The sequence below is a fragment of the Paractinoplanes pyxinae genome (assembly GCF_026626335.1).
Lineage (GTDB): Bacteria > Actinomycetota > Actinomycetes > Mycobacteriales > Micromonosporaceae > Actinoplanes > Actinoplanes pyxinae.
On the sequence record NZ_JAPNTZ010000005.1, the window covers coordinates 536617 to 560971 of the forward strand.

A 24355-nucleotide genomic window follows, 5' to 3' on the forward strand; every position below is an offset into this window, starting at 1 on the left:
GTCGGCGCACGCGGACCGCCGGCTCGCGCAAGGGACGATCACGTGCGGAAAGGGATGCCTGCGGGCCGTCGCCACGGGCAAGTTCGATCACGTGCGGAGAAAGGACGCCCGCGTCGGCGCACGCGGGCCATCGCGTCGAGCAACGGGCGATCACAGGAACGGCGGCGGACAGACACGTCGGCGCGATCGGGCAGGTCCGGCCGGGCGCCTGCACGCCTGCGGCTACCGTCCTCCGGCGGGTTCGCTGTCGTCGGCCACTTCCACGTCCGGGCCGGAGGATGGGGCCGGGCCGGCCTTGCGTTCGTCGGCTACTTCCACGTCCGGGGCGGAGGATGCGGCCAGGCCGGTGCGGAACTCCCACTTCGGCTCGGCGGGATCACGGGTGCCGAAGAGCAGGTCGAGGTGGGCGTCGAGGGCGTTCAGGGCCTGGTCGGGCTCGTACTGGCCGCCGAGCAGGTAGACGCCCAGGCCTTCCATCAGCGCGAGCAGGCCGGCCGCCTGGCCGGGGTCGCCGCTGGGCAGCTGGGAGGCGATGAAGTGCACGAACTCCATGGAGCTGGGGCGCAGCTCGGCCGACGCCGCCGGGCGCACCGCCGTCCAGGCGAGGAAGGCCAGGGCCACCCGGCCGTCCTCGCGGGCCGGGCCGTCGAGCGGCAGCAACGTGGCGATCATGGTGCGCAGCAGCTCGCGCGGCGACGGATCGGGGGCGAGGGCACCCAGGGCGAAGCGCACCCGGGCCTCGCTGCGCTCGCTCACCGCCGTCAGCGCGAACGACATCATCTCGTCCTTGGTGCGGAAGTAGTGCTGCACCATCCCGGTCGAGACCCCGGCCGCCGCGGCCACGTGCCGCAGGCTCACCGCCTCCAGCCCCTGCTCGGCCGCCACCCGCATCAACGCGTCGGCGATCAGGCGGCGGCGCTCGTCATGGTCGACCTTCTTGGGCATGTCGTCACTCCGCGTATGCCTCGAGGTGCACCCGGGCGGCCCGCACCAGGCCGTCCGAGTCGTCGGCGTACAGGCGTACCTCATCGACCGCCTCGCCCGACCCCCGGGGCAGCTCGAACGCCAGCGGCCGCCGCAGCCGCACGTCGATGCTGGTCTGACTGCCGACGACGATGTGCAGCCCGCCGTCCTCGTACTGCACCGACTTGCTGGACGGCATCGACCGGTAGCGCTTGCTCACCGAGGCGATCGCCTCCCACGGCACGGTGAGGTCGATCCCCGGGCCCATGCGCACCCGCAGCCCCTCGGCCACCACCAGGTGCGGATGCCGGATGAGCCCGCCGAGGAAGCCGAGCATCCACAGCAGACCCCACACACTGATCGCCAGCATGATCAGGCGAGCCGGCCCCCACGGGATCACGTGCTTGACGATCAGGTCGAGCACCGGAATCTCCACCACCGACAGCACGAGGAAGACCCCGAGGATCGGCTTCACGACCCCGAGATACCCGAACGCCTCACCCCCGTGCCGCTCCACCGGCCTGCGGGCGACCCACAGGAAGAGATTCCGCCAGGTGGCCGCCTCAGCCGCCGCGGCGCGACGCCAAACGCTCATGACATTCCCTTCGCGACGACAACATCGGCCGCGGCGTCCTCCGGTGCGGCGACGGTTACGGTTCCGGCGGCGGCGTCGACGGTGACGGTCTGGCCGGTGCGCAGGTGGCGGGTGGCGCCGGGCACGCAGATGACGGCGGGGATGCCGTATTCACGTGCGACCGTCGGGCCGTGGGCCATCACCGCGCCGGTCTCGGTGACCAGGGCCGCCGCCGTGAGGAAGAGCGGCGTCCAGCCCGGGTCGGTCGTCGAGGTGACCAGCACTTCGCCCGGCTCGAGGTGGGCGGTGGCCGGGTCGTGCACCACGCGGACGCGACCCGTCGCCCGGCCCGCCGAAGCACCCACGCCGTGCAGCGCCGACGGATCGACCGCGCCCGGCAGCACCGCTTCGACGTCGGTGCCGTCGGAGAGCAGCGCCACCGGCACCGACCGCCGCCGCGACTCGCGCTCGTACTCGGCGCGCCGGTCGGCGACCAGCTGCCGGTGTCCGGCGGACGGATCGCCGTCGAAGGCGTCGTCGGCCCGCAGCTTGCGGGCAATCCGGGCCGCGTTGTCGGCCTCGTCGAGCGTCAGGAACATGATGTCGTCCGGCCGCTGCAGAACGCCCACCTCGGTTAGGTCGGCGCCGACGGCCAGCAGGTGGCGGCGCATCTCGGCCAGCCGATAGAGGCCCGCGAACTTGCCCGCCTCGCGCAGCCCGGCCAGCCGGCGCGCCCGGCCCAGCAGGAAGATCGCCAGCCGCCCGCGCACCGGCCGGCGCCGCCGGGCCCGTTGCCCGAGTTCGGCCAGCGTCGCCTCGGCCCGCTCGGCGGCGCGGGCGAACCGGCGGTCGGGCGCCTGCTCCGGATCGGTCACGCGCATCAGGTTGGCCACGGCCGCCCGCACCGGCGCCGGGTCTTCCGACCAGCGCGGCACGCCCAGGTCGACCTCAGCCGCGGCCCGATGCCCGTACTTCTCGAGGAAGCCCGAGAGGTCGACCGCCTCCGGGTCGTCGGCGTCCCGGGCCAGTTGCCACAGGGCGAGGTCCATCTCGATGGTGACGTTGTGCGGCATGCCGCCGAGCACGGCGTGGATTTCGCCCGGCCGCGCGACGTCGCCCAGCAGCCGCGGCGGCAGCGCACTGGCCAGCATGCCGGCCACGATGGGCCAGATGAGGGCATCGGGCCCCTCGCCCTGGTCGTGCTCGCGCACGAGCTTCAGCCGCTCGGCCGTGGAGAGCGCGGTGGGGCTGCCGGCGGACGCGCGGCGGATGCGGTCGACCGCGTCGTCGAGCCGGACCCGCGCCCGATCGGGGTTGGCCAGCGCGCCGAGCACCCCGCGGACGGCCCGGCCGACGGGCGGCATCGCACCCGCGCGCTTCGTCCGGGCGCCCTTACGCGGGGCGAATCGGGGATCGTCGAGCACGTGGCGCACGACGGCCTGTGCCCGCGGCCCGAAGTCGACCGCCATGAGGGCCACCAGCCGCCGCCGCGCGACCGGGTCGCGGACGAGGTCGCTCAGGTCGCCGTAGAGCCGCCCGCCGATGTCGGTGATCTCGACCCGCAGCCCCAGCGGCACCAGCATCGCCGTGACCAGTTGCTTCAGCGTGTCGAGGCCCATCGGAGTGACCGGCTGCAGCATGCCCTGCACGTGCCCGAATTCGAGGTAGACCCGGGGCGGCCCCTCGGTGGGTGGCGGCGCCGGGAAGAGGGTGGTGATCGGCCGAGACTGGAGAACCCACAGCTCGCCGTGCTCGTCGACCGCCCATTCGACGTCTTGCGGCGAGCCGAACAGAGCCTGCAGCCGCTCGCCGACGGCGTGCAGCGGGTCGTCGGGAGTGACCAGGCGGCGATCCACCTCGGCCCGGCCGTCGACCACCGCGGAGCCGGAGCCCGCGGCCGATTCGACCAGCATCTCGGTGCGGCAGCCGGTCACCGGGTTGGCCGTGAACAGGACGCCCGCCCGCCGGGCGGCGACCATGCGCTGGACGACGACGCCCATGCGGACATCGCCCGAGTGGTAGGCCGAGGCGCGGGGGCCGGACGCCGACGCCCGGACGGTTTCGATCGCGGCGAGCAGGGCCTCGGCGCCGTGGACGTCGAGGACGGTGTCGAACATGCCGGCATAGCTCGCCCCGGGCGAGTCTTCGACAGTTGCGCTGGAGCGCACCGCCACCGCTCCCCCGCCCAGACGTTCGTACGCCGCCATTATTTGATCTTCAGGCAGTTCGGCCTGGCCGGCGGGGATGCAGAAGCCGGGCGGCACCCGTTCACCGGCCCGCGACAGCTCGCCCAGACCGGCGGCCTTGCCCCCGACCTGGGCGACCATGCCGGCCGAGACGTCACGCAGATCGACGATCGCCATCGGCCCTCCTTTTCCAATACGACTGCAACGCAAAGGCTAGCCGGTTTCCGATACGACTGCAATGCCAAGCGTGGGGTGGGCGAATTTCTCGAAACGACCGGAACCACCGGCCGCCCCGAATCGTCTGAACGGGCATGACTCGTCTCCGCGGCACCCTGATGGCCGCCGCCGTTCCCCTGTTCCTGCTCGCCGCGTGCGCGCAGCCCGGCACCACGAGCGCGGGCTCGCCAGCCTCCCGGGAAAGCGCCTCCTCCTATCCGCAGGGCGGCGACGAGACCCAGGACGGAGACAAACTCGTCGCACGCGTGGAATCGGTCGGGGGCTTCGTGCCGCCGGACCGCACGGTCGGCACCCTGCCCGCGATCAGCGTCTACGCCGACGGCCGGGTGATCACCCAGGGCCCCACGCCCGCCATCTATCCCGGGCCCGCGCTGCCCAACCTGCAGGTCGTGACGCTCAGCCCCGACCAGGTGCAGCAGCTGCTGAAAGAGGCCACCGAGGCCGGCGTCCGCTCCGGCGCCGACTTCGGCCGCCCCAACGTGGCCGACGCGCCGACCACCCGGGTCACCGTCACCACGGCCCAGGGCACCCAGTCGGTCGCGGTCGAGGCGCTCAACGAGGCCCAGGTCAACGACCCGATGCTCACCGACGCCCAGAAGACGGCGCGCAAGAATCTGGCCGCCTTCGTCGACAAGCTGAGCGACCTGCCGGCCGCCGCCGAGCCGAGCGCCAGCGCCCCGTACGACGCCGAGTCGCTGGCCGTGCTGGCCCGCCCGTACATCAAGCAGCAGGGCGACGACCAGCCGGCGCAGACCGAGATGGCCTGGCCCGGTCCGGCCCTGCCCGGCGACTACCTCAACCCGGCCTTCAAGATCGGCTGTGTCGTCGTGAGCGGCGCCGAGGCCGACAAGGTGCTGGCCGCGGCCAAGAAGGCCAACCAGATGACCCCGTGGACCGCCGGCGGTGAGAAGTACCTGATCACCTTCCGGCCGCTGCTGCCCGACGAGAAGGGCTGCGCGCAGTTCAAGGGGAACCGATGACTCCTCTCGGGGAGCCGTTCGATTCCGGCCGCGACGACGTCGCGGGGGACGACGGAATCGATCGCGGGCCGGAGCGGACCGAGTCCGTTCCGGCCCGCCAGGGCTGCCGCCCGGCGATCACCGCACCCAGAAACAAGCGCTAGTCGACCGGTTCGAGGTCCCGGACCACGCGGTCGATGCGGCGGTCCGGGACGAACCACAGCAGCGCGCAGGCGACGTAGAAGGCCACCGCGTACGCGGCCTGCTCGACCAGCAAAGCGGTGAGGATGCCGGCCAGGTAGAAGAACGGCGAGATCTTGCCCTTGAGGTCGCCGCCCACGGCCTTGCGCAGCGGCGAGTCCGGTCCCTGCTGCCGGATGATCAGCTTCTGCAGCACGAGGTAGGCCAGGGCGGCGACCGTCAGATTCAGGCCGTAGACGACGACCGGGGTGCGCGCGAAGGCCGATTCGTCCATCCAGGCCGTGGTGAACGGCAGCAGCGACAGCGTGAAGAGCAACGCCAGGTTCGCCCACAGGACGCCGCCGGCCACCCGCCGTACGAGATGGAACATGTGGTGGTGGTTGACCCAGTAGATGCCGACCCAGACGAAGCTGAGCAGGTAGGTCAGCAGCCCGTCGCCGGTCTCGTGCAGCAGGCCGGACAGGTCGTGGCCTTCCGGGATCTTCAGCTCCAGCACCATGATCGTGATGATGATGGCGAGCACGCCGTCGCTGAACGCCTCGAGCCGACTGGTCCGCATGACGCGACCGCCTTCCACATCCGATGGGCAACCTCCTCCGCCATGACCGGACAGCCCGCAGAACTGTGACGAGGTCACTGTCACTAATTCGCGTACGGTGGTGTCCTTGAAGGCATGGCTGTCATCACGAAGACGCATGCCCTCAACGTCCTCCGCCGCGCCTACGGGCCGGACTACGCCGAGTCCGTGAAGGACCAGCTGCCCGACCGGCTCGACCTCGACGAGCCGAAGGACACCGCCGTGCTCTACAAACTCGGCCTGACCCCGGACCGGCTGGTCAGCGCGCTGGGCGGCGAATACTAGAGCCCTGTCACGAATCGCTCCCCCGCACGGTCTGAGAGGGCAGAAGCCGTGCGGAGGGAGACCGTGATGCCCGACATCGCCAAACTGTCCACGTTGCTCGACGACCCCGAGGTGCGGGACCTGCTCTTCGGCCTCGCGCACACCGGCTCGCCCGCAGCCGGACCGGCCCATCTGCACGCCGTCGTGCTGCGGCTGGCCGAGACGACCACGCCCGAGCAGTACGGGAGCTGGCTGTCGGACACCTCGCACAACCAGCCGATGACTGTCGATCAGGTGCGCCGGACGGTCGGCGACGGCCCCCTGGACGACCTGGCCACCTTCGCCGGTGGCAGTTCCGGCGCCGTGGCCTGGCAGCTCGCCTCGGTGCTGCCCGACCTGGTGGACGCGGTGAGCCCGGGCGGCCGGGTCGTCGGGGCCGACCAGCTGGGCCGTGAGATCACCGACGCGATCGACGGCGACGACCGCTCGGCCGGAGCCTTCGGCGCCCACATCCACTGAGGATCTAAAGCGTTCCCGCGTACGCGTCACAGGGCCTGGAAAGTGTCGGACCCCCGGCCTACCTTGTCGCCATGGACATGAAGATTGAGCTCATCCCCGTGCCCGTGACCGACGTCGACCGGGCCAAGGCCTTCTACGAGCGCGTGGGCTTCCACGCCGATCACGACCATCGCGTGCAGCCGGGCTTGCGGTTCGTGCAGCTCACACCGCCGGGCTCGGCCTGCTCGATCGTGATCGGCGACGGCATCACGGAAAAGACGCCGGGCACGCAAGAGATCCAGTGCGTGGTGGCCGACGCCGAGGCCGCCCGCGCCGGCCTGGTCGAGGCCGGCGTCGAGGCGAGCGACGTCGACAAACAGCCGTGGGGAAATTTCGTGTACTTCCGCGACCCCGACGGCAACAGCTGGTCGCTGCAGGCGATGGAGACGCGGCCCAACGGCTAAGCGGGCACCACGTACGGGAACGCTTCCTGGCGGGTGTCGGCAGTGGCGGCCGGGGGCAGGCCGGTGCCGACGGCCGAGTTGGTCACGAGCGAGAAGACGACCTCGGGGGCGTTGTCGACCAGGGCGCGGCCGTTGAAGTCGGTGAAGCCGAAGACGGCCGGCGTGCCCACCTGATAGGGCAGGGCGTCCGGCAGCAGGCGCTGCACCACGGCTTCGGCGTACGCCTCGGGGCGCTCGGTCGTGCCGAGCCGCCGCACGGTGGCCGCCACCAGTTCGCGCATGCCCTTGCCGTAGGCAGCAGAGTCGTCGGCCGGGTGGGCCTCGTTGGCCGCGCTCGCGGCGTCACTGTCGGCGTCGCGGAAGATCGGCCAGATCATCGGCAGGCCGGCCCGCCCGATCGGCCGCCAGCCGCCGGCGTCGGTGGCCAGCCGGGTGGTGCTCCAGACCCGGATGATCCGGTCACGGAAGAGCTGCGGGTCGCTGTGCGGGATGCGGAGGACGATGCTGTTGACCGTCGAACCGGCGAACGTGTTGACCGCTTCACCGGGCACGAAGCCGGTGATCGTGGCCGGTTCGCCGTGCTGCACGAGCAGGTCGATCGCGGCGAGCTGGCCGAGGTCGAGATAGAAGGGGTCGCGCACCCGACCGGCCCAGGCGGTCAGTCCGTCGGCGCCGCGCACGGTCTCGCCGGTGCGGCCGCGGGCGACCTCGACGCCCGGCGCAGCGTCGTCGAGGACCACCGCGGTGCCCGGTGTTGCGTCGTCGAGACCCGCCGCGGCGCCCGGTGTTGCGTCGTCGAGACCCGCCGCGGCGCCCGGTGTTGCGTCGTCGGCGGCTCCTTCGACGCGGTGCACGGTGTAGTTCTGCGCGCCCTCGGGGCCGGGCTCGAAGGCGACGCGGAACGCGAGCGCGTCCTCGTGCGCGCCGTCGAGCCATACGCGGAACTCGTAGCGGGCCTCGTCGTGGAAGCCGGCGGGCTGGTCCGGCCCGGCCAGCGAGGTGCCGGCGTTCAGGATCAGCACCGTGGCCCCGGCGTCGTCGAATACGTACTGGTCGGTGATGTTGAGCCGGGGGTCGCGGCGGGCGAGCGGCGAATCGAGATGGTGAGACATGCCGCCACCCTGGCAGCGCCCCGGCTCCGAAATCTTCAGTCGGACGACTGCATCAGGCGCGGGACAAGCGGTAGGCGCGCGGCGATTGGCCGGTCACCCGCTTGAAGGCGGTGCTCAGGGCGCTCTCGGAGCCGTAGCCGACCTCGTGGGCGATCGCGGCCACGGTGTGGTCGCCGTGGCGCAGGCGGGCGGCGGCCAGCTCGATGCGCCACTGGGTCAGGTAGTCGAGCGGGCCCTGGCCGACCACCTGCTTGAAGCGGGCGGCCAGCGTGGAGCGCGAGACGGCGGCCACCGCGGCCAGGTCGGCCACCGTCCAGGCGTACGCGGGTTTGCCGTGCATGGCCCGCAGGGCCGGACCGACGACCGGGTCGGCCAAGCCGGCCAGCCAGCCCCCGGCCGGCGGCGCGGCGGCCAGGTGCAGGCGCAGCAGGTGGATCAGCATGACCAGCGCCAGGTGTTCGGTGAGCAGGCTGGACGCGGGTGGGCGGTCGCGCAGCTCGGCGTCGATCTGTTCCAGCGCCCACCGCACGGCGGCCGCCGCCGTGCTCGCGCCGGGCACGTGGACGACCGGCGGCAGGGCGTCGAGCAGCAGCTCCTGCGCCCGCTCGCCGAAACCGAAGCGGCCGCCGATCAGGAACACGTCGTCGGCGTCGTGGCCGAGCTGCGCCCCGCCGAGGCCGCCGACATCATGGCCGAACCGCGCCCCGCCGAGGCCGCCGGCGTCGTAGCCGGACCGCGCCCCGGCGGTCCGCATACTGTCGTTGTCGCGGCGGGTGGCTCGGGCGATGCCGTCGTCGCCCGCGGCGGCGAAGATGGGGCCGGCCGGTTCCGGTGGCACGTCGGGGCCACTGGCCAGCGTGAACGCGACCGGACGGGTGAGCAGGAAGCAGTCGCCCGGTTCGAGGCGGAAATCCTGCCCCTCGGCCCGCAGCAGGCAGCTCCCCCGGCGTACGGCGTTGAACTTGACCGCCGGTGGCGGCTCGAACGCCACCGCCCACTCGCCGGCGGCGACCAGACCGGCCGACAGGCTGCTGGTTGTGCCCACGAGCGCCAAGACATCATCGAGCGGATCGGCCTGGACTCTCACGCAACTATCTTGGACCCTGAGCCATTCAGGATCCAACCCGGCCGCCGCACAGTAGAGCCATGACAAGGATCATTACCCCGTTCACCGCTCAGTCCACCGCCGCCGAGGTGCTGGCCGGAGTCGACCTGACCGGCCGGCGCATGCTGATCACCGGGGGCGGTTCGGGGCTGGGCCGCGCCGCCGCCGACGCGCTGCGCGAGGCGGGCGCCGAGGTCATCGCCCCGGCCCGCCGCGAGCTCGACCTCTCCGACCTCGACTCGGTGCGCGCCTACGCCGAGGCCTGGACCGGGCCCGTCGACGCGATCATCGCCAACGCCGGGATCATGGCCGTGCCCGAGCGCCGGACCGCCGACAACGGCTGGGAGCTGCAGCTCGCGACCAACTTCCTGGGCCACTTCGCGCTGATCAAGGGCCTCGAGAACCACCTGACCGAAGGCGCCCGGATCGTTCTGGTGAGCTCGGGCGCCCAGCTCAGGGCCGGCGTCGACTTCGACGACCCCCACTTCGAGACCCGCCCGTACGACCCCTGGGTCGCCTACGGCCAGTCCAAGACCGCCGTGGTTCTGCTGGCCGTGGCCGTCGGCCGCCACCTGGACGGCGTGACCGCCAACGCGATGGCCCCCGGCCGCATCCACACCAATCTGCAGCGCCACATCGACGAGGCGACCATGCGCGCGCTGGGCGCCATGGACGACGACGGCAACCTGCTGCACCCCGAGGGCTACAAGACCCCCGAGCAGGGCGCCGCGGCCGAGGTCATGCTGGCCGCCTCCCCGCTGCTGGCCGGCGTCACCGGCCGCTACTTCGACGAGGACAACCAGGAGGCCCAGGTCGTCCCGGGCGGACCCGAGCCCATGGTCGGTGTGGCCGATTGGTCGGTCGACCCGGCCGCCGCCGACCGCCTGTGGGAGCTGGCCGAGCAGGCCCTCAAGCAGCCTCGAGGGGCGCGCTGACCGGCCCCTCGTTGCCCGACCGGTCGAGGCCGCTGAGGCAGTACGTGGCCGGACCGTCCGGCGCCGCCGGGTCGGCCACCTCGGTGCCGGCCCGGCCCGTGGCCACCAGCGCCGCCGAGTCGCCGCCGACCCGGTAGAGCGCCCAGCTGGTTGCTCCCGTGGCCGCCGTCTCGAACTTCATCGCCGAGCCGCTGCGGGCCGCCGACACCAGCCGCGGGGCGGGCGGCGGCGCGGCCGGCAGCCGGGCCATCCGCGGCACGAGCGCCGGCGACGCGTAGTGCTTGCTCTGGTAAAGCGCCACCGACCCCAGCCGGTTGGCCCGGATCTGTTTGGCGCTGAAGTGCACCTGGCCCTGCACCCCGGCCTTCTCGTTCATGGTCATCTGCCGGTCGAGCTGGGCCGGGTCGCTCCACGGGCCCGGCTCGCCGACCCGGTAGTCGGCCATTCCGATGTACAGCTGCACGTCCGTGCCCTTGACCAGCGCCGTCCACCACGGCAGCAGCTTGGCGTAGTCCGCCTTGTCGAAGCCGACGTGCCAGTAGAGCTGGGGCACGATGTAGTCGAGCCAGCCCTGCTGCACCCATTTGCGGGTGTCGGCGTAGATCGCGTCGTACGCCTCGAGCCCCTTGCTGACCGACCCGGCGGGGTCGCTGGTCTTGTTGCGCCAGATGCCGAACGGGCTGATGCCGAACTTGACCCACGGCTTGAGCTGCTGAATGCGCTGGTCCATCTCGCGGACCAGGGTGTCCACGTTGTCGCGCCGCCACTGGGCCCGCGACTTGCCGGCGCCGTAGCGCGCGAAGCTCGCGTCGTCCGGGAAGTCCTCGCCGGCCTCGGGGTACGGGTAGAAGAAGTCGTCGAAGTGCACGCCGTCGACGTCGTACTTGCGGACCGCCTCGAGCATCGAGTCCTCGACGAACTTGCGGGCCTCGGGGATGCCCGGGTCGAAGTACAGGCGGCCGTTCTTGCCCTTCGGGTACGAGATGGCCCAGCTGCGGTGCTTGATCAGCGGGTGGTTGGGCGCCAGCTTGGCGAAGTCGGCGCCGGGGCCGGCCGGGGCGGGCTGGGTGCCTCGGTACGGGTTGAACCAGGCGTGGAACTCGAGGTTGCGGGCGTGGGCCTCGCTCACCATGTACGCCATCGGGTCCCACCCGGGCGACTTGCCGTCACGCTTGCCGGTCAGCCATTCCGACCAGGGCGCGTACGCCGAGGGCCAGAACGCGTCGCCGCTGGGCCGCACATGCACGAAGATCGCGTTGTGGCGCTGGGCCACGGCCAGGTCGAGCCAGCGCTGGTACTCGGCCTTGACCTGGGCCTGGCTCAGCCCCTTGCGACTCGGGAAGTCGATGTTCATGACCGTGGTGAGCCACATGCCCCGCAGCTGACGGGTGGCCCGTACCGGAACCGAACCGCACTTGCCCTCGGCCCCGGGCGGCGCGGGCGACGCGGTTGCCACCGGCCGGGGCACGCCGGCCCCCGATTCCGGCTGGTAGGTGGCCGCGCGCAGCATGCCGACCCCGAGAACCGCGGTCGCGAAGAACACCGAGACGACGACCAGGGTCAGCTTCACAGGGGGCCGGGGGACGCGGGGCATGGGGACCAGTGTGCCTCGGGGAATCGATCAGAGGACGGACCGGTAGACCGCCATCGTCTCCTCGGCGATCCGCGCCCAGCTGAACTTCTCGACCGCGCGGCGGCGGCCGGCCAGCCCCATCTCGCGGGCGCGGGCCGGGTCCTGCAGCAGCTCGGTCATGCCCGCGGCCAGGTCGGCCACGAACTTGTCGGGGTCGACCGGCGTGCCCGTGCCGTCCTGCACCTGCTCGATGGGCACCAGCAGACCGGTCTCGCCGTCGGCCACCACCTCGGGGATGCCGCCGGTGGCCGTGGCTACCACGGCCGTCTCGCAGGCCATCGCCTCGAGGTTGACGATGCCCATGGGCTCGTAGATCGACGGGCAGACGAAGACGGTGGCGTGCGTGAGCACCTGGATGACCTCGTGCTTGGGCAGCATCTCCTGCACCCAGATCACGCCGTGCTCGTCGCGGGCGGCGCGCAGCTCGTCGGCCAGCGCCTCGACCTCGGCCGCGATCTCTTTGGTGTCGGGCGCGCCCGCGAGCAGCACGATCTGCGCCTCGGGGGGCAGGCTGCGACAGGCCCGCAGCAGGTAGGGCAGGCCCTTCTGGCGGGTGATGCGGCCGACGAAGACCACGCTGGGCCGGTTGAGGTCGATGCCCAGCCGCTCGATGACGTCGGTGCCGTGGTTGGGCGCGTAGAGCGTGGTGTCGATGCCGTTGTAGACGACCTGGATCTTGTCGGGGTCGACCGAGGGGTACGCGGTCAGCACGTCCCGCTTCATGCCGCCCGACACCGCGATGACCGCGTCGGCGTTCTCGATGGCCACCCGCTCGCAGAACGACGACAGCGCGTAACCGCCGCCCAGCTGCTCGGCCTTCCACGGCCGCAGCGGCTCGAGACTGTGCGTGGTGACGACGTGCGGCACCCCGTGCAGCAGCTTGGCCGTGTGCCCGGCGAAGTTGGCGTACCAGGTGTGGCTGTGCACGATGTCGGTGCCCTCGGCCCCGGCCGCGATCTCGAGGTCGACGCCCATGGTGCGCAGCGCGGCGTTGGCCCCGGCCAGCTCGGCCGGCTCGGGGTAGGCGGTGACGCCCGGCTCGTCGCGCGGCGCTCCGAAGCAGTGCACCCGGACGTCGGCCAGGTCGCGCAGGTCGCGGGTGAGGTATTCCAGGTGCACACCGGCGCCGCCGTACACCTCCGGCGGGTACTCCCGGGTGATGAGGTCCACGCGCAGTCTCTCGGTCACGCCCGCAGCCTAATGCTTGATCCGATGTCTCGCGCTCGGGGACCAAGATCAGTTACCCTGGCCGTCGCCGCGATGACCACGGCGAGTTCCCTTCTTCGGCTGGCGCTCCGGCTGGCGGAAAGTTAGCGTCCTTCCATGGCTGTCAAGGTGCTTGCGATCGTTCTGGCCGGTGGTGAAGGTAAGCGCCTGATGCCCCTGACGGCCGACCGGGCTAAGCCCGGCGTCCCGTTCGGTGGCATCTACCGCATGATCGACTTCGTGCTGTCGAATCTTGCCAACGGCGGTTACCTCAAGATGGTCGTCCTGACCCAGTACAAGTCCCATTCGCTCGACCGGCACATCTCCAAGACGTGGCGCATGTCGACCCTGCTCGGCAACTACGTCACGCCGGTGCCCGCCCAGCAGCGGCTGGGCCCCCGCTGGTTCGCCGGCTCGGCCGACGCCATCTACCAGAGCCTCAACCTGATCAACGACGAGTCCCCCGACTACGTCATCGTGTTCGGCGCCGACCACATCTACCGCATGGACCCGAAGCAGATGGTCAACGACCACATCGCCTCGGGGGCCGCGGTCACGGTGGCCGGCATCCGCCAGCCCAAGTCGCTGTCCGACCAGTTCGGCGTCATCGACGTGGCCGAGGACGGCAAGCGCATCAAGGCCTTCCGCGAGAAGCCGAAAGAGGTCGACGGGCTGCCCGACGCCCCCGACGAGATCTTCGCCTCGATGGGCAATTACATCTTCACCACCCGGGCCCTGTGCGAGGCGGTCACCAAGGACGCGCAGGACCCCGACAGCAAGCACGACATGGGCGGCAACATCATCCCCATGCTCGTCGAGCGGGGCGAGGCCAACGTCTACGACTTCCGCGACAACGACGTGCCGGGCAGCCACGACCGCGACCGCGGCTACTGGCGCGACGTGGGAACCCTCGACTCGTTCTACGAGGCTCACATGGACCTCATCGCGACCGAGCCGATCTTCAACCTCTACAACCACGACTGGCCGATCTTCACGAACTACGGCTCGTGGCCGCCGGCCAAGTTCGTGCACGGCTACGACGACCGGCAGGGCCGCTCGATCGAGTCGATGATCTCGCCCGGGGTCGTGGTGTCGGGCGCGCTCGTCGAGCGGTCGGTGATCTCCCCCAACGTACGGGTCAATTCCTGGGCCCACGTCGAGGGCTCGGTGCTGATGGAGGGCGTGAAGGTGGGCCGCCGCGCGGTCATCCGCAACGCGATCCTCGACAAGAACGTCATCGTGCCCGAGGGCGCCCAGATCGGCGTCGACCTCGACCGCGACCGGAAGCTCTACACGGTCTCGGACAATGGCGTGGTTGTCATCGGCAAGGGTCAGAAAGTAGAGCTCTAGCGGCGTTCGCGCAGGGTCTGCGACGGCGAGACGCCGTAGCGGGCCCGGTACGCGCCGGCGAACCGTCCGAGGTGGGTGAACCCCCAGCGATAGGCCACCTCGGACACGTTCACCTGCCACGGGTCCGAACGCGACAGTTCCGCGTGCACCCCGTCGAGCCGTAATCGCCGCAGGTAGGTCAGCGGCGACATGCCCACGTGCTGACGGAACGACTCTTGCAGCACCCGCACGCCGACCCCGGCTATGGCGGCCAGGTCGGTCGCGGTGAACGGGCGCCACGGCTCGGCGTGCATGGCGTCGAGGGTGCGCTTGACCGTCCGCGGGCGGTTGGGCCCGCGCATGCCGGCCGGCTCCTCGCCGTACGGATGCTCGACCGTCAACGCCAGGCCGCTGACCACCATGTCGCGCCAGCGGGCGGCCATGCGCGGCTGCGTGGTCAGGCCCCGGCCCCGCATGAGCTCGCCGAAGAAGAGCCGGACCAGCGACACCCACGTACGCCCGGGCGCCTCGACGACGTTGAAGCTGTCGCCCAGCAGCAGCGGGGTGACGATCTGCTGGTCGAGCGCGGCGTCCAGCTCCCGTTCCAGGGCCGCCCGCTCGACCTTGACGCTGAGCAGCCGGCACTCGCCCGGCCAGTCCAGGTCGATGTCGCCGACCGGCCGGTAGACCGCGGCCCGGGTCTGGTCGGCCAGCACCGTCGTGCCCCGGTGCCGCGACCGCAGCATGCCGGTCAGCGGGGCCAGCACGTGGTAGGACGTCTCGAGGTCGGCGATCTCGACGTGGATGTCGCTGCCGTAGCTGATCTCGCCGACCGTGATCGGGCCGAGCGCCACCACGTCACCGCGGAAGGCGAAGCGGGACCGGTCACCGACCGGGTCGACCCGCAGGGGGCCGTAGAACATGCTGCGGCAGAACGTGCGCGCCTCGTCCACATCGGTCGTGGCGAGAGAGAAGTGGACGGGCGCGTCCGACCCGGGTGAACCCGGACGAGTCGTCAGGGGGACGCCGACCATGGCGTCCACCCTAGACCCGGCGACCGCCTAAACGGGGACGGAAGCCATCGGCCAGGTGAACTCGGCGACCGCCCCGCCGGGCACATCGATCTCGCCCAGCGGCGTGACCGGGTTGTCCCAGACGGTGTAGCGGCCCTCGGGCAGGCTGTCGAGCACGACGCTGAAGCAGACCCCGCCCCATACGTAGCGGGCGCGCACGGCCGCGTGCGTGCGCCGGGTCGGGTCCTCGACCGGGCTGACCTCGATTTCGCGCCCGTGCATGCCGCCGGGCGTGTTGATGATCAGCGCGCCGATTCCGGCCCCGATGTTGAGCATGACGGTGCCCTGCCCGGAAGGGGTCATGCTGTGCCAGGAGTGCTCGTGGTTCATGAGGGGTTACCGAATCCGTCGAAGGGCGTGCCGAGGTAGGGGAACTTCTTGAGCAGCGGGGCGCTCGCGTCCTTGATGCTGAGGCCCTGCTCGACCAGCGTCGCCGCCGCGTCCGGCTTGAAGTCCTTCTCGACCAGCGGCAGCGTCGCGCCCGCGATGGCCCGGATCGAGATCGAGACGACGTCGTCGGCGATGCGCCGCCCGTTCGGGAAGCCGGCCAGGTCGCCGCCGAGGATCCCGAACTTGCTCGGCTCCTTGGCCGGCGGCACGGCGGTGTTCAGGCGCAGCATGTCGGCCTGCACCTCGCCGGTGTTGTTCTGGAAGTTCTCGATGACCCCGTCCGGGATGCCGGTGAGCAGGATCGCCACCAGGTCGGCGCGGGCCTTGTCCTTCTTGTCGCGGGCGGCCAGGTTGTCGAACAGGCCCGGGTAGAGCACCGGCAGCAGCGTCTGCAGCTCGGGCTTCTCGACGAACTGGGCGAAGCGCTTGTCCTCGGCCGGGGACAGGCTGTTCCACTTGTCCTTCTCGGCCATCGGCACGATGACCTCGTTGAACAGCGGGTTGCCGAGACGCGAGACCTGCACCTGCGGGCCGACCACGACGTCGTCGTTCTTCTTGTCGCCGTTACGCACCTGCACCTGACGCCGGCTGGCCGACGTCCACACGCCGATGACCGCCTCGGGGTCGCGCCCACGCACCTTCTTCTTACCGTCACGGCGTACGGCGGAAAGAGGAACTTGAATCGCGATGCTGTGCACGTTGAGCTTGTCGGTGGCGTTGACCGCCTTGCCCGCGTAATTGAACAGCGTCGAGCCGACCAGGTGCTTGTCCTGGAAGGGGCGCAGGGTGCCGAGGTCGAAGATGGCGCCCAGGTCGACGAAGAACGCGTCGGCCCGCTGACCGGCGAAGACCTTCTCGCCCGTCTTCAGCTTGGCCACGGCGTCGGCAGCCAGGGCGTCGTAGTCCGGGATGGACAGCTTGCCCACGTTGCAGGGCGGGCAGGGCAACTTCTTGGCCAGTACGGTGCTCTTGCCGTACGCGTCGACCTTGGTGACCGAATAGAACTGGCGCCGGTTCCAGTTCTCGCTGTCCAGCGCGTCGATCGGCCCCGTGTTGTAGAGGAACGTCTTCTCGTTGCGCAGCTCGGTGCGGAACCGGAACTGGTACGTCAGGTCGGGGCGGGCGTCGCCGTTCGAGTCGACGTGGATCTCGTACAGGACGTCGTCGCCGAACTCGAAGAAGTTGGGGCCGCTGGCCGGCAGCTGCAGCGGGACGTAGTTCGCGATGATCGTCACGGTGTCCGGGTCGTCCGGGCTGACGAACGCGTACAGATCGGAGCTGTCGGCCACCGGATCCTTGCTGATCTCGGGCGCTTCGCGGTGCGATGACATGCGGTTCCCCCTCAGCCCTTCGCCGACTTGAGCAGCTTGGCGGCGAGCTTCTTGTCGGTGAGCGTGCTCTTGGAGCCGCCGACGAACACGTCAAACGTGCCCTTCTCGGCGTCGCGCAGCGACAGGACCAGCGGACCGGCGCCCTTGGGGGCCTCGCCGCCGGACTCGCCGGCCAGGCTCAGACCGGCCACGCCGGCCACCGAGACACCGACACCCGCGGTGGCGGCGATCGCCAGGACGCGACGCCGGTTCACACCCTGGTGACCGTAACGAACTCGCCTCATTGCTCGGCCTTTCGTGTTTCCTTGGGGGGAGGAACGGACCTGCTTGCGATGTCGACGACCATCAGTACGAGGCGCGAACCGTTGCGGTTCAACGGTTTTCGCGGCGTCTGCGAAGAATTGATCCCGTGCCTGCCCAGGCCGCCGCACCGATTCCCAGAAGGAGGGCGGCGGCGACTATCCAGTGACCGAGGGTGACTCGGCTGTTGTCACTCACCGGTTGGATCGCTTGCGTCTTCCGAGGGGCGACAGGCTTGGCCGTTGCCTTCACGATCGCGGGGGCTACGCTCTTCGCTTTCGCAGCAGGTCGCGCTTTCGGGGCTTGAGTGGCTTCGGTGGCTTTTGTCGCTTTCGGTGGCGTCGCTGCTTTCTCGGCCGCCTTCGCGGCCGCCGGGAAAGTGAGGTCCGAGCACGAGTAGTACGTGTCAGGGGTGCTCGACGTCTCCCAGACGATGTAGAGGATGTGGCGGCCGGTCCGCTCGGGCAGCTTCGCCTTCAACTCGTACGCGCCGTCCTCCAGCGCCGGGTCGGTGACCGACACGAGCGGCTTGCTGCCGAGGTCGGCCCACCTCAGTCGCTCCGTGGGGTCGTACCCGGCCTTGGTCAGGAAGACCCGGAACTCGCCCGCGTGCGGAATCGTCGCCCGGTAGCGGATGGTCAAGGTCTTGCCCGAGGTGACCTTGGTGGCCGGGAAGTCGTCGCGCGGCAGGTCGAGACCGCGGAACGCGTCCAGCCCGCCGCTGCACAGCTTCCCGTCCGGCACGACTTGGCGATCCTTGCCGTTGACGTTAGCGATGCGCAGGTTGTCGAACTTGCCGAAGCTGCGGCCGTTCGCCTTCCGGGCCGCCTGGCAGGCCGCGGCGTCCGTCTGTTCGCCGCCGTTCGCGCAGGCGGCGGTGCGGCTGATCGGCGTGGTGGGCGCCCCGTGCGCCTCGGCCGGGGCGGGCGCGAGAGCGGCAGCCGCGGTCACAGCCAGTGCCGCGGCGGCCAGACGATGAATCCTCACGCCCGTGCAGTACGGATAATCCGCGTGAGTCGTTCAGCACGTCCGCCACCGACTGTGACGGGGCGTGTGATTGCATGGGGCTCGACTGTCAACGAATGGAGTTCCCATGGACAAGCCCGACGTCGGTCCGATCGAGGGCGCGCCCCCGGCCGACCTCGTGATCGAGGACATCACCGTCGGCGAGGGGCCCGAGGCGACGCCCGGCCAGTACGTCAACGTGCACTACGTGGGCGTGGCGCACTCGACGGGCCGCGAGTTCGACGCCTCCTACAACCGTGGCGAGCCCTTCGCCTTCCCGCTCGGCGGCGGCCAGGTCATCGCCGGCTGGGACCAGGGCGTGGTCGGCATGAAGGTCGGCGGCCGCCGCAAGCTCACCATCCCGCCGCAGCTGGGCTATGGCGCGCGCGGCGCCGGCGGCGTCATCAAGCCGAACGAGACCCTGATCTTCGTGGTGGATCTGCTCGGCGTGCAGTGACCCGTCACCGTGGCGCTGTCCCTCGCGGGCAGCGCCGCGGTCACGCCCTTCCCGGTCGGGGCTTCAGCTCCTGCTCGAGTTCGGCCAGACTTCCCGTACGCGCGGCAACCAGCACGAGTCGCACGAGCCGCCGGTGTTCGTCGTCGTCGACCGGCCGCTGCCGCTCCGAGCCCAGCCCGTCGTGCGCCCGCCGCACCAACTGCCGGGCGCTGTCCCCGCTGACTTCCAGAATCTCGGCGATCCGCTGGTAGGGGTAGTCGAACGCCTTGCGCAGCAGGTAGGCCGCCCGCTCGGCCGCCGTCATCTTCTGCAGCATCAACCGGACCGCCCCGTCGAGCGCGTCGTGCCGCTCCACCTCGGCCGCCGGGTCGGCCTCCCGGTCGACCGGCTCGGGCATCCAGGACCCCGCCGTCGTCTCCCGCCGCTTCCGAGCCGACTGGGCCACATTGATGGCCAGCCGCGTGGTCGTGGTCGCGAGGAAAGCCGGCGCGTTGACCACCCCCGACCGGTCCTCCCGCCGCCAGCGCAGCCACGCCTCCTGCACCACGTCCTGCGCCTCCCCCGGGTCCCCCAGCACCCGCAGGGCCAACGCCATCAGCCGCGGCCGCGCCGCGACGAACACCTCCGCCTCCCCAACGCTCACGGTCCTACCGTCGCGGTACGTCCCGGTGGGTCGCGCCCCGGAAACCACGTGGCCACCCCGTGGTCCGTGGCCTACGACAGGTGCGGCTCATCCCAATCGGGTGAGAGCGCCGGCACGGGCCAGGCGGGGTCGGGGCGGAAGGTGGTCCAGCGGCCGTCGAACGGGGGCTCGGCGGCGGTGGCGAGAGCGATCAGCTCGGTGGCGGTGGCGCGGATGGCGGCGGCCTCGGCCGGAGTCCAGCGGCCCGGGCGGCCGGTCAGGAAGGCGAACTCGTCCTCGTCCTTCCAGTGGGGCACACGGTCGGGGGTGACCCACACATCGAGAGCCTGGTCGGTGCTGTCCAGGCCCAGGCGGTGGCGGACGGGCTGGGATTCCAGGTTGATGTACCAGCCCCGGAACTCTCCGGTGTCGGTGAAGAACCACGAGATCGAGTACTCGCCCTTGGTGGGCGCGAACTGGACTATGCCGGGTCCGCGCCACGTGGTCTCGCGGCGGATGCGGGGCAGGTCGCAGCGCTCGGCCAGGGAAACTGAGCGCAGCGGGCGGCCGTCCGCGAGCACCGACTCGATCTGCGGGGAGCCGGGGGCGATCCACAGCGTCACGCCGTCCGCGTTGTCGGCGACGACCCGGCCGGTGCGGGCGAACCGGGTGCGTCCGTCGCGGCCGTAACGGTAGAGAAAGGTCATAGGGGCGCGTACATGATGTGCAGCCCGACGCGGCCGTGAATCGGGTGGGCGAACGCCCCGGGCACCGTGCCGACGATGGTGAAGCCCTCGCGCAGGTAGAGGTCGACCGCCGACTTGTTGGACTCGGCCACGGCGTTGAACTGCATTCCCGCGTACCGGCGACGGCGGGCCCACTCGAGCGCGTACCGCACCAGGGCGGTGCCCACGCCCTGACCACGGCTGGCCGGGGCGACCATGAAGCTGGCCGTGGCCACGTGCGAGCCGGGGCCGGGCCGGTTGGTGCCCACCTTGGCCGTGCCCAGCACCTCGTCCCCGTCGACGGCCACCACCGTCTCACCCGGCGGCGCCTCGATCCAGACGGCGCGGGCCTCCCGTTCGGTCATCCCCGGGTCATAGGTGAACGTGTCCGCGGCGCGGACCACCGGCCGCACGATCTGCCACACCTGAGCCCAGTCGGACTCGGCGAACTCCCGGATCAACACGATGCGCACGACGCTCAGTCTTCTCCCATCGCGGTGAGCAGCTCGAGGGCGGGGCCGTCCATCATGCGCGCCGTGTTGCTCAAGGCCAGCACGGCCACGCCGCGCGCCGGTTCCAGGCCGGCGAACGAGCAGAAACCTCCAGTGCCGCCGTTGTGCCACAGCTGCTCCCGGCCGCCGGGCAGGCGGCGCCCCATCCAGCCCAGATGCACCCACGCGTACGGGTTGATCTCATGCCGAACCGAGCGGGTGAAACGGATGGCCTCGTCCTCGGCCGCCAGCTGGGCGCGCAGGAACGTCACCATGTCCGCCGCCGTCGAGCGCAGTCCGCCCGCTCCGGCCAGGTCGGCGAGATTCCAGGGCGGAACGGGCTTGCCGCGGGCGTTGTGCCCCTGGATCGGCGGGAGGAAGACGCCGGTGGAGTCCAGGCCGGCCGGCCGCAGCAGTTCGTCGTACCCCGAACCGGTCCGGCGCGACAAGGCCAGCCCGAGCAGTCCCACCCCGAAGTTGGAGTAGCGGAATTCCGGGGCCTTCAATCGCGTACGCCGCAGGGCCGCCAGCAGGAATTCGGCATCGCAGCCGGCGTACGGGTCAGGCCGCCCGGGTCGCAGAAGAGCCGGAAGCAGCATGCCGGTCGGCAGGCGAGGCAACCCGGAGGTGTGCGTGGCCAGGTCCCGCAGCCGGATCCGGGGCGGCGCGGCCGGCAGGAGATCGGCGAGGGGCTCGTCGAGCGCGACCACGCCGGCGAGGGTCAGCCGGGCCAGGGCCAGCGACGTGAACACCTTCGTGATCGAGCCGATCTCGTAGACCGCGTCGGCGTCCCCGACGATCTCCACGGTGTCGCCGGCGACGGCGGCGACGACCACGCGGTCCCGCTTCGGTCCGAGCAGTTCCGCGGTACGCCGTACGCGATCCCTCATCAGGACATGTTCTCAGCGCCCTGTCAGCGGGGCGGGCCGAGGATCTGGTCATGACAGCCGCCACCCTCGTGGTCGCCGTGTCGCGGCCCTGGTTCTGGCCCGTGTCGTGGGTGCCCGCCTACCTCGGCACGGTGCTGGCCGGACGGCAGTGGGTTCCGGCCGACCTGCCCCGGGCGCTCGTCGCCCTGCTGGTGCTGGGGCCGCTGGTCTGGGGCGCCGTGCTGGCCCAGAACGACCGGCACGACCTGGCCAGCGACCGCGCCAACCCCCGCAAGTCGACGGCGCCCCTGGTCACCGGCGCCGTCGACGAGCGGACGCTGCGTACCTGGTACTTCCGGATGGCTGTGGCCTGCCTGGTCGCCGCCCTGTTGGTGGGCCCGCTGTTCGTGCTGGGCGTGGCCGGCGTGCTGGTGCTGGGCTGGGCGTACAGCGCTCCCCCGCTGCGCCTCAAGACCCGCCCGGGCTGGGACGTCGCCGTGAACGCGCTGGTCGTCGGCTTGGTCTCGCCGGCCGCGGGCTGGTCGATCACCCGCGACCCCTGGGACTTCCCGTGGCCGCTGGGCCTGATCGGCGTGCTCTTCGCGGCCGCCCTCTACGTGCCCACCACCGTCACCGACCTGCCGGCCGACGAGAAGGCGGGCGACAGAACCTTCGCCGTACGCTTCGGAGCCCGCCCGGCGTACGCGGTGGGCGTCGCCCTGTGGTCGGCGGCCCTCGCCATCAGCGTCGTCTGCGCCGCCCTCGACACCGTCGTCCCCCGGTCCACACTGACCGGTCAGCTCCTGACGATTCCCGTGCTCGTCACCGCGTACGCAATTCTGACCCGCCGCCCGTCGATCCCCCGCCTGGCGATCCTCTCGCTGTTCTTCGCCATCCCGACCGCCGGATTCGCCTTGGCGATCGTCGGCTGAGCGCCGGTCAGGGGCAAGGTGGACAGGGCGGCGGAGGAGGCAGGTACTTGAAGGTCGCGCGTTCATCCGGTTCCAGGTCGTGCTCGTCCCGGAACAATCTGGTCAGAAGTTCGGCGCGAGTCTCGTACTCAACATCGAGATCGGCTGGACGGTCGAGGGACAACGCATCCCACAGCGCCAGATGGTGCAGATCGAAAGCGACTGCGAGGCCTTGACTGAAGCGCCTTGCCGCGGCGACCGCAGACCGGTAGGAGGTCCATGCGAACAGATAACAGCCGACCGCGACCAGAAGCCAGACGTCGTATTGGATCAACAACAGAGTGGTAGTCAAAACGCCAAGCAAACCCACACTCGCCAGCCGTGCGGCGGCATCCAGCTGATTTCGCGCATCACCCAGCTGGCTTCGGATCTGGTCGGATAGAAGCGGCATAAGCCTCGGCCAGACAACCTCGGTCCAGTATCCGTATCGGCTGCCTGCTCGAACCTCACCCGCGAACAGCACGTTGCCCAGCATGGTCGGACGAACCGGATTGTTGCCTGGTGGGAGCCAGTACAGCAAGGCAGCGACATCGGCGCCGTTCGCGCCGCGGCGGCGCAGCTCACGCCGATACAGGTTTCCTCGCGCCTCCGCAGACCGCTGAAGCTGATCGCCGAACGGCAAGCCGCGCCAGTAGCCCTCCATCAATTGCACGAGCGTGTAGTTGAGTGGGTGCAGAGCCACCGAGAAGGCCAGAACTGACACACCCAGAAGCACGACGCCGACGACAGACAAGTCTTGGAGACGTTGCTCGAGCCGGTGCCAGTCGGGCCGATGGGACGGTGCGCCAGCAAACATCAACGCTCCGATGAGCAACGCGAAGACGAGGTTGGGAAACAACGTGACGATGAGGAATCGCGAGCCGATCCGTAACGTCAACACATCCGGCGTGCTCATTCCTGGATCTTGAGCTCGGGAGTGTCCGGTCCTGCCGTACTGCTGTTAGCCGTCTTCATTTCCTCGGGCTCCCACTGATGCGCACCGCGGATACCCAGACAGGTCGGGGCGTATGCCGCCCATTTGACCCCGTCGCACCGTCGGCACCGAAACGCCTTCCAGTTCGCGGGCCACGTCCGCTGCAACGTGATATCGATCTCTGTCGAGCCGTAGCCCGGGTCGGACTGGCGTAGTGTCGCCAGGCTGAGCAGCCGCCGCACGACTCGCCCGACGCCATGCCCCTTCGCCATGCCGGCCCCTTTTCTCAGCTCTGGGACCACGCTACGGAACGACGGCCATGAACGTAATCATCCGTGTCGCTACGTTCCGAACAGGACTTGTTTGAGCGAGGATGACGGGATGCCAGACGACCGCGAGCCCCCGCCCTTGCGGCCGCCCTTTTCACCGTGGCTCCTGGGCGCACTCTCGCTGGGATGGCTCTTCTTGCTTGCTGTGACGCTCAAGCAGGTCGGCCTGGTGCTGACCGCCTGGGTCGCAACGATCGGCCTGGTCATTCTGATATCCACTCGCCGCCGGGCGACGCCGAAGCGCTCACCTACAGCCCTCACACCGGCTCCTCCGGCTGCAGCCGCGCCGCCAACGCCAGCCACTCCGGCGCCGGCTCCGGTCGCCGGCCCGAGCCAAACGCCGATCGCGACGGTTCCGGCTTCGGTGGCATCGACACCGCCGTACACGGCCGGCTTCCCTATGGTTCTGACGCCCGAAAATGCCGCCAACCTGCTTCAGGTGCAGTCGGACGACGTTGTCACCGCAATTCGGCAGCAGCAGATTCCAGGCAACCGGATCGGCGCGCACTATCGGCTGCGGGCCGACTCGTTGCTCAGGTGGCTCGATGGCCCGTACCGGCCGCAGGATCATCCGCCCGGCGAAGGGCAACCGAACCCCTGAGACGGATGGGTGGCCGGTCCCGGCAACGGACCGGC

General features: G+C 70.6%; 28 protein-coding genes. 9 read left to right on the top strand and 19 right to left on the bottom strand.

The genetic code is table 11. The features are described from left to right. Nucleotides 1-222: 222 nt before the first annotated feature. The 3 genes from OWR29_RS16835 to OWR29_RS16845 are packed head-to-tail and all read right to left on the bottom strand — an operon-like array spanning nt 223 to nt 3900. A complete protein-coding gene (locus OWR29_RS16835) occupies nt 223-945 on the bottom strand; it encodes a TetR/AcrR family transcriptional regulator (protein ID WP_267563797.1) in 723 nt (240 codons plus the stop codon). A gap of 4 nt (nt 946-949) precedes the next feature. After that, complete coding sequence (locus OWR29_RS16840; RefSeq protein WP_267563798.1) at nt 950-1558, bottom strand: hypothetical protein; 609 nt, start codon at nt 1556-1558, stop codon at nt 950-952. Further along, nucleotides 1555-3900, bottom strand: a complete 2346-nt coding sequence (locus tag OWR29_RS16845; protein WP_267563799.1) for a PEP/pyruvate-binding domain-containing protein — start codon at nt 3898-3900, stop codon at nt 1555-1557. The genes OWR29_RS16840 and OWR29_RS16845 overlap by 4 nt, the downstream gene beginning before the upstream one ends. A 134-nt stretch (nt 3901-4034) precedes the next feature. On the opposite strand from OWR29_RS16845, the gene OWR29_RS16850 reads away from it, so the two are divergent. Continuing rightward, nucleotides 4035-4940 carry a hypothetical protein gene (locus tag OWR29_RS16850; RefSeq protein WP_267563800.1) on the top strand — a complete coding sequence of 302 codons (906 nt, stop codon included), beginning with the start codon at nt 4035-4037 and terminating at the stop codon, nt 4938-4940. A gap of 139 nt (nt 4941-5079) precedes the next feature. On the opposite strand, the gene OWR29_RS16855 is transcribed toward OWR29_RS16850, so the two are convergent. After that, on the bottom strand, nt 5080-5679 hold the full coding sequence (locus OWR29_RS16855; RefSeq protein WP_267563801.1) for a TMEM175 family protein: 600 nt from the start codon (nt 5677-5679) through the stop codon (nt 5080-5082). Between the two features lie 114 nt (nt 5680-5793). Between OWR29_RS16855 and OWR29_RS16860 the strand changes: the two genes are divergently transcribed. From OWR29_RS16860 to OWR29_RS16870, 3 genes are all read left to right on the top strand, one after another. After that, nucleotides 5794-5982, top strand: coding sequence for a hypothetical protein (locus OWR29_RS16860; protein WP_267563803.1), 189 nt, complete (start codon nt 5794-5796; stop codon nt 5980-5982). A 66-nt stretch (nt 5983-6048) separates the two neighbouring features. Continuing rightward, on the top strand, nt 6049-6480 hold the full coding sequence (locus OWR29_RS16865) for a YidB family protein (protein WP_267563804.1): 432 nt from the start codon (nt 6049-6051) through the stop codon (nt 6478-6480). A 71-nt stretch (nt 6481-6551) separates the two neighbouring features. Beyond that, nucleotides 6552-6923, top strand: coding sequence for a VOC family protein (locus OWR29_RS16870; protein ID WP_267563805.1), 372 nt, complete (start codon nt 6552-6554; stop codon nt 6921-6923). Here the strand turns inward: OWR29_RS16870 and OWR29_RS16875 are convergent. Together OWR29_RS16875 and OWR29_RS16880 are read right to left on the bottom strand one after the other, a co-directional pair. After that, nucleotides 6920-8035: a DUF4331 family protein gene (locus OWR29_RS16875; RefSeq protein ID WP_267563807.1), complete on the bottom strand. Its 1116-nt coding sequence runs from the start codon at nt 8033-8035 to the stop codon at nt 6920-6922. The two genes, OWR29_RS16870 and OWR29_RS16875, sit on opposite strands and share 4 nt — an antisense overlap. A 52-nt stretch (nt 8036-8087) precedes the next feature. Continuing rightward, nucleotides 8088-9122: an AraC family transcriptional regulator gene (locus tag OWR29_RS16880; RefSeq protein ID WP_267563808.1), complete on the bottom strand. Its 1035-nt coding sequence runs from the start codon at nt 9120-9122 to the stop codon at nt 8088-8090. A 59-nt stretch (nt 9123-9181) separates the two neighbouring features. On the opposite strand from OWR29_RS16880, the gene OWR29_RS16885 reads away from it, so the two are divergent. Continuing rightward, the gene (locus OWR29_RS16885) at nt 9182-10075 is read left to right on the top strand and encodes an SDR family NAD(P)-dependent oxidoreductase (protein ID WP_267563809.1); all 894 of its coding nucleotides are present in this window, start codon (nt 9182-9184) and stop codon (nt 10073-10075) included. Here OWR29_RS16885 and OWR29_RS16890 read toward each other — a convergent pair. Together OWR29_RS16890 and glgA are read right to left on the bottom strand one after the other, a co-directional pair. Beyond that, a complete protein-coding gene (locus OWR29_RS16890; protein ID WP_267563810.1) occupies nt 10050-11669 on the bottom strand; it encodes a glycoside hydrolase family 10-like protein in 1620 nt (539 codons plus the stop codon). The genes OWR29_RS16885 and OWR29_RS16890 overlap by 26 nt on opposite strands. 27 nt (nt 11670-11696) lie before the next feature. Then, nucleotides 11697-12896: a glycogen synthase gene (gene glgA / locus OWR29_RS16895; protein ID WP_267563811.1), complete on the bottom strand. Its 1200-nt coding sequence runs from the start codon at nt 12894-12896 to the stop codon at nt 11697-11699. Nucleotides 12897-13031: 135 nt separating this feature from the next. Between glgA and glgC the strand changes: the two genes are divergently transcribed. After that, on the top strand, nt 13032-14264 hold the full coding sequence (glgC, locus tag OWR29_RS16900; protein WP_267563812.1) for a glucose-1-phosphate adenylyltransferase: 1233 nt from the start codon (nt 13032-13034) through the stop codon (nt 14262-14264). Here glgC and OWR29_RS16905 read toward each other — a convergent pair. The 5 genes from OWR29_RS16905 to OWR29_RS16925 form a co-directional block, all read right to left on the bottom strand. Then, on the bottom strand, nt 14261-15277 hold the full coding sequence (locus OWR29_RS16905) for an AraC family transcriptional regulator (RefSeq protein ID WP_267563813.1): 1017 nt from the start codon (nt 15275-15277) through the stop codon (nt 14261-14263). The genes glgC and OWR29_RS16905 overlap by 4 nt on opposite strands. Before the next feature lie 27 nt (nt 15278-15304). After that, complete coding sequence (locus OWR29_RS16910; protein ID WP_267563814.1) at nt 15305-15646, bottom strand: phospholipase; 342 nt, start codon at nt 15644-15646, stop codon at nt 15305-15307. Beyond that, the gene (locus tag OWR29_RS16915) at nt 15643-17037 is read right to left on the bottom strand and encodes a DUF4331 domain-containing protein (RefSeq protein WP_267563815.1); all 1395 of its coding nucleotides are present in this window, start codon (nt 17035-17037) and stop codon (nt 15643-15645) included. Before OWR29_RS16915 ends, OWR29_RS16910 begins: the two co-directional genes overlap by 4 nt. 11 nt (nt 17038-17048) lie before the next feature. Next, the gene (locus OWR29_RS16920; RefSeq protein WP_267563817.1) at nt 17049-17291 is read right to left on the bottom strand and encodes a hypothetical protein; all 243 of its coding nucleotides are present in this window, start codon (nt 17289-17291) and stop codon (nt 17049-17051) included. A gap of 118 nt (nt 17292-17409) precedes the next feature. Continuing rightward, nucleotides 17410-18324: a lytic polysaccharide monooxygenase gene (locus tag OWR29_RS16925; protein WP_267563818.1), complete on the bottom strand. Its 915-nt coding sequence runs from the start codon at nt 18322-18324 to the stop codon at nt 17410-17412. A 106-nt stretch (nt 18325-18430) separates the two neighbouring features. Here OWR29_RS16925 and OWR29_RS16930 point away from each other — a divergent pair, with 106 nt between their 5' ends. Then, nucleotides 18431-18799 carry an FKBP-type peptidyl-prolyl cis-trans isomerase gene (locus OWR29_RS16930; RefSeq protein WP_267563819.1) on the top strand — a complete coding sequence of 123 codons (369 nt, stop codon included), beginning with the start codon at nt 18431-18433 and terminating at the stop codon, nt 18797-18799. A 40-nt stretch (nt 18800-18839) separates the two neighbouring features. Here OWR29_RS16930 and OWR29_RS16935 read toward each other — a convergent pair whose 3' ends face one another. The 4 genes from OWR29_RS16935 to OWR29_RS16950 form a co-directional block, all read right to left on the bottom strand. Then, nucleotides 18840-19442, bottom strand: coding sequence for a sigma factor (locus tag OWR29_RS16935; RefSeq protein ID WP_267563820.1), 603 nt, complete (start codon nt 19440-19442; stop codon nt 18840-18842). A 71-nt stretch (nt 19443-19513) separates the two neighbouring features. After that, nucleotides 19514-20128, bottom strand: a complete 615-nt coding sequence (locus tag OWR29_RS16940) for a ribonuclease FAU-1 family protein (RefSeq protein ID WP_267563822.1) — start codon at nt 20126-20128, stop codon at nt 19514-19516. Continuing rightward, the gene (locus OWR29_RS16945) at nt 20125-20610 is read right to left on the bottom strand and encodes a GNAT family N-acetyltransferase (protein WP_267563881.1); all 486 of its coding nucleotides are present in this window, start codon (nt 20608-20610) and stop codon (nt 20125-20127) included. The genes OWR29_RS16940 and OWR29_RS16945 overlap by 4 nt, the downstream gene beginning before the upstream one ends. Before the next feature lie 14 nt (nt 20611-20624). Beyond that, a complete protein-coding gene (locus OWR29_RS16950) occupies nt 20625-21527 on the bottom strand; it encodes a serine hydrolase domain-containing protein (protein ID WP_267563823.1) in 903 nt (300 codons plus the stop codon). 50 nt (nt 21528-21577) lie between these two features. Here OWR29_RS16950 and OWR29_RS16955 point away from each other — a divergent pair, with 50 nt between their 5' ends. After that, nucleotides 21578-22438, top strand: a complete 861-nt coding sequence (locus OWR29_RS16955) for a UbiA prenyltransferase family protein (protein ID WP_267563824.1) — start codon at nt 21578-21580, stop codon at nt 22436-22438. 7 nt (nt 22439-22445) lie between these two features. On the opposite strand, the gene OWR29_RS16960 is transcribed toward OWR29_RS16955, so the two are convergent. Both OWR29_RS16960 and OWR29_RS16965 read right to left on the bottom strand, forming a co-directional pair. Then, on the bottom strand, nt 22446-23372 hold the full coding sequence (locus OWR29_RS16960; RefSeq protein WP_267563825.1) for a hypothetical protein: 927 nt from the start codon (nt 23370-23372) through the stop codon (nt 22446-22448). Beyond that, the gene (locus OWR29_RS16965) at nt 23369-23662 is read right to left on the bottom strand and encodes a hypothetical protein (RefSeq protein ID WP_267563826.1); all 294 of its coding nucleotides are present in this window, start codon (nt 23660-23662) and stop codon (nt 23369-23371) included. The genes OWR29_RS16960 and OWR29_RS16965 overlap by 4 nt, the downstream gene beginning before the upstream one ends. 109 nt (nt 23663-23771) lie before the next feature. Here OWR29_RS16965 and OWR29_RS16970 point away from each other — a divergent pair, with 109 nt between their 5' ends. Then, entirely contained in the window at nt 23772-24320 is a 549-nt protein-coding gene (locus OWR29_RS16970; RefSeq protein WP_267563827.1) for a helix-turn-helix domain-containing protein, read from the top strand. Nucleotides 24321-24355 lie beyond the last annotated feature (35 nt).

Coding starts and splice junctions, on each gene's coding strand:
- OWR29_RS16930 (WP_267563819.1), top strand. CDS start 18,431: ATGGACAAGCCCGACGTCGGTCCGATCGAGGGCGCGCCCCCGGCCGAC.
- OWR29_RS16890 (WP_267563810.1), bottom strand. CDS start 11,669: ATGCCCCGCGTCCCCCGGCCCCCTGTGAAGCTGACCCTGGTCGTCGTC.
- OWR29_RS16950 (WP_267563823.1), bottom strand. CDS start 21,527: ATGAGGGATCGCGTACGGCGTACCGCGGAACTGCTCGGACCGAAGCGG.
- OWR29_RS16940 (WP_267563822.1), bottom strand. CDS start 20,128: ATGACCTTTCTCTACCGTTACGGCCGCGACGGACGCACCCGGTTCGCC.
- OWR29_RS16850 (WP_267563800.1), top strand. CDS start 4,035: ATGACTCGTCTCCGCGGCACCCTGATGGCCGCCGCCGTTCCCCTGTTC.
- OWR29_RS16885 (WP_267563809.1), top strand. CDS start 9,182: ATGACAAGGATCATTACCCCGTTCACCGCTCAGTCCACCGCCGCCGAG.
- OWR29_RS16955 (WP_267563824.1), top strand. CDS start 21,578: ATGACAGCCGCCACCCTCGTGGTCGCCGTGTCGCGGCCCTGGTTCTGG.
- OWR29_RS16855 (WP_267563801.1), bottom strand. CDS start 5,679: ATGCGGACCAGTCGGCTCGAGGCGTTCAGCGACGGCGTGCTCGCCATC.
- OWR29_RS16870 (WP_267563805.1), top strand. CDS start 6,552: ATGGACATGAAGATTGAGCTCATCCCCGTGCCCGTGACCGACGTCGAC.
- OWR29_RS16840 (WP_267563798.1), bottom strand. CDS start 1,558: ATGAGCGTTTGGCGTCGCGCCGCGGCGGCTGAGGCGGCCACCTGGCGG.
- OWR29_RS16860 (WP_267563803.1), top strand. CDS start 5,794: ATGGCTGTCATCACGAAGACGCATGCCCTCAACGTCCTCCGCCGCGCC.
- OWR29_RS16915 (WP_267563815.1), bottom strand. CDS start 17,037: ATGTCATCGCACCGCGAAGCGCCCGAGATCAGCAAGGATCCGGTGGCC.
- OWR29_RS16965 (WP_267563826.1), bottom strand. CDS start 23,662: ATGGCGAAGGGGCATGGCGTCGGGCGAGTCGTGCGGCGGCTGCTCAGC.
- OWR29_RS16970 (WP_267563827.1), top strand. CDS start 23,772: ATGCCAGACGACCGCGAGCCCCCGCCCTTGCGGCCGCCCTTTTCACCG.
- OWR29_RS16960 (WP_267563825.1), bottom strand. CDS start 23,372: ATGAGCACGCCGGATGTGTTGACGTTACGGATCGGCTCGCGATTCCTC.
- OWR29_RS16865 (WP_267563804.1), top strand. CDS start 6,049: ATGCCCGACATCGCCAAACTGTCCACGTTGCTCGACGACCCCGAGGTG.
- OWR29_RS16905 (WP_267563813.1), bottom strand. CDS start 15,277: ATGGTCGGCGTCCCCCTGACGACTCGTCCGGGTTCACCCGGGTCGGAC.
- OWR29_RS16835 (WP_267563797.1), bottom strand. CDS start 945: ATGCCCAAGAAGGTCGACCATGACGAGCGCCGCCGCCTGATCGCCGAC.
- glgC (WP_267563812.1), top strand. CDS start 13,032: ATGGCTGTCAAGGTGCTTGCGATCGTTCTGGCCGGTGGTGAAGGTAAG.
- OWR29_RS16845 (WP_267563799.1), bottom strand. CDS start 3,900: ATGGCGATCGTCGATCTGCGTGACGTCTCGGCCGGCATGGTCGCCCAG.
- OWR29_RS16910 (WP_267563814.1), bottom strand. CDS start 15,646: ATGAACCACGAGCACTCCTGGCACAGCATGACCCCTTCCGGGCAGGGC.
- OWR29_RS16875 (WP_267563807.1), bottom strand. CDS start 8,035: ATGTCTCACCATCTCGATTCGCCGCTCGCCCGCCGCGACCCCCGGCTC.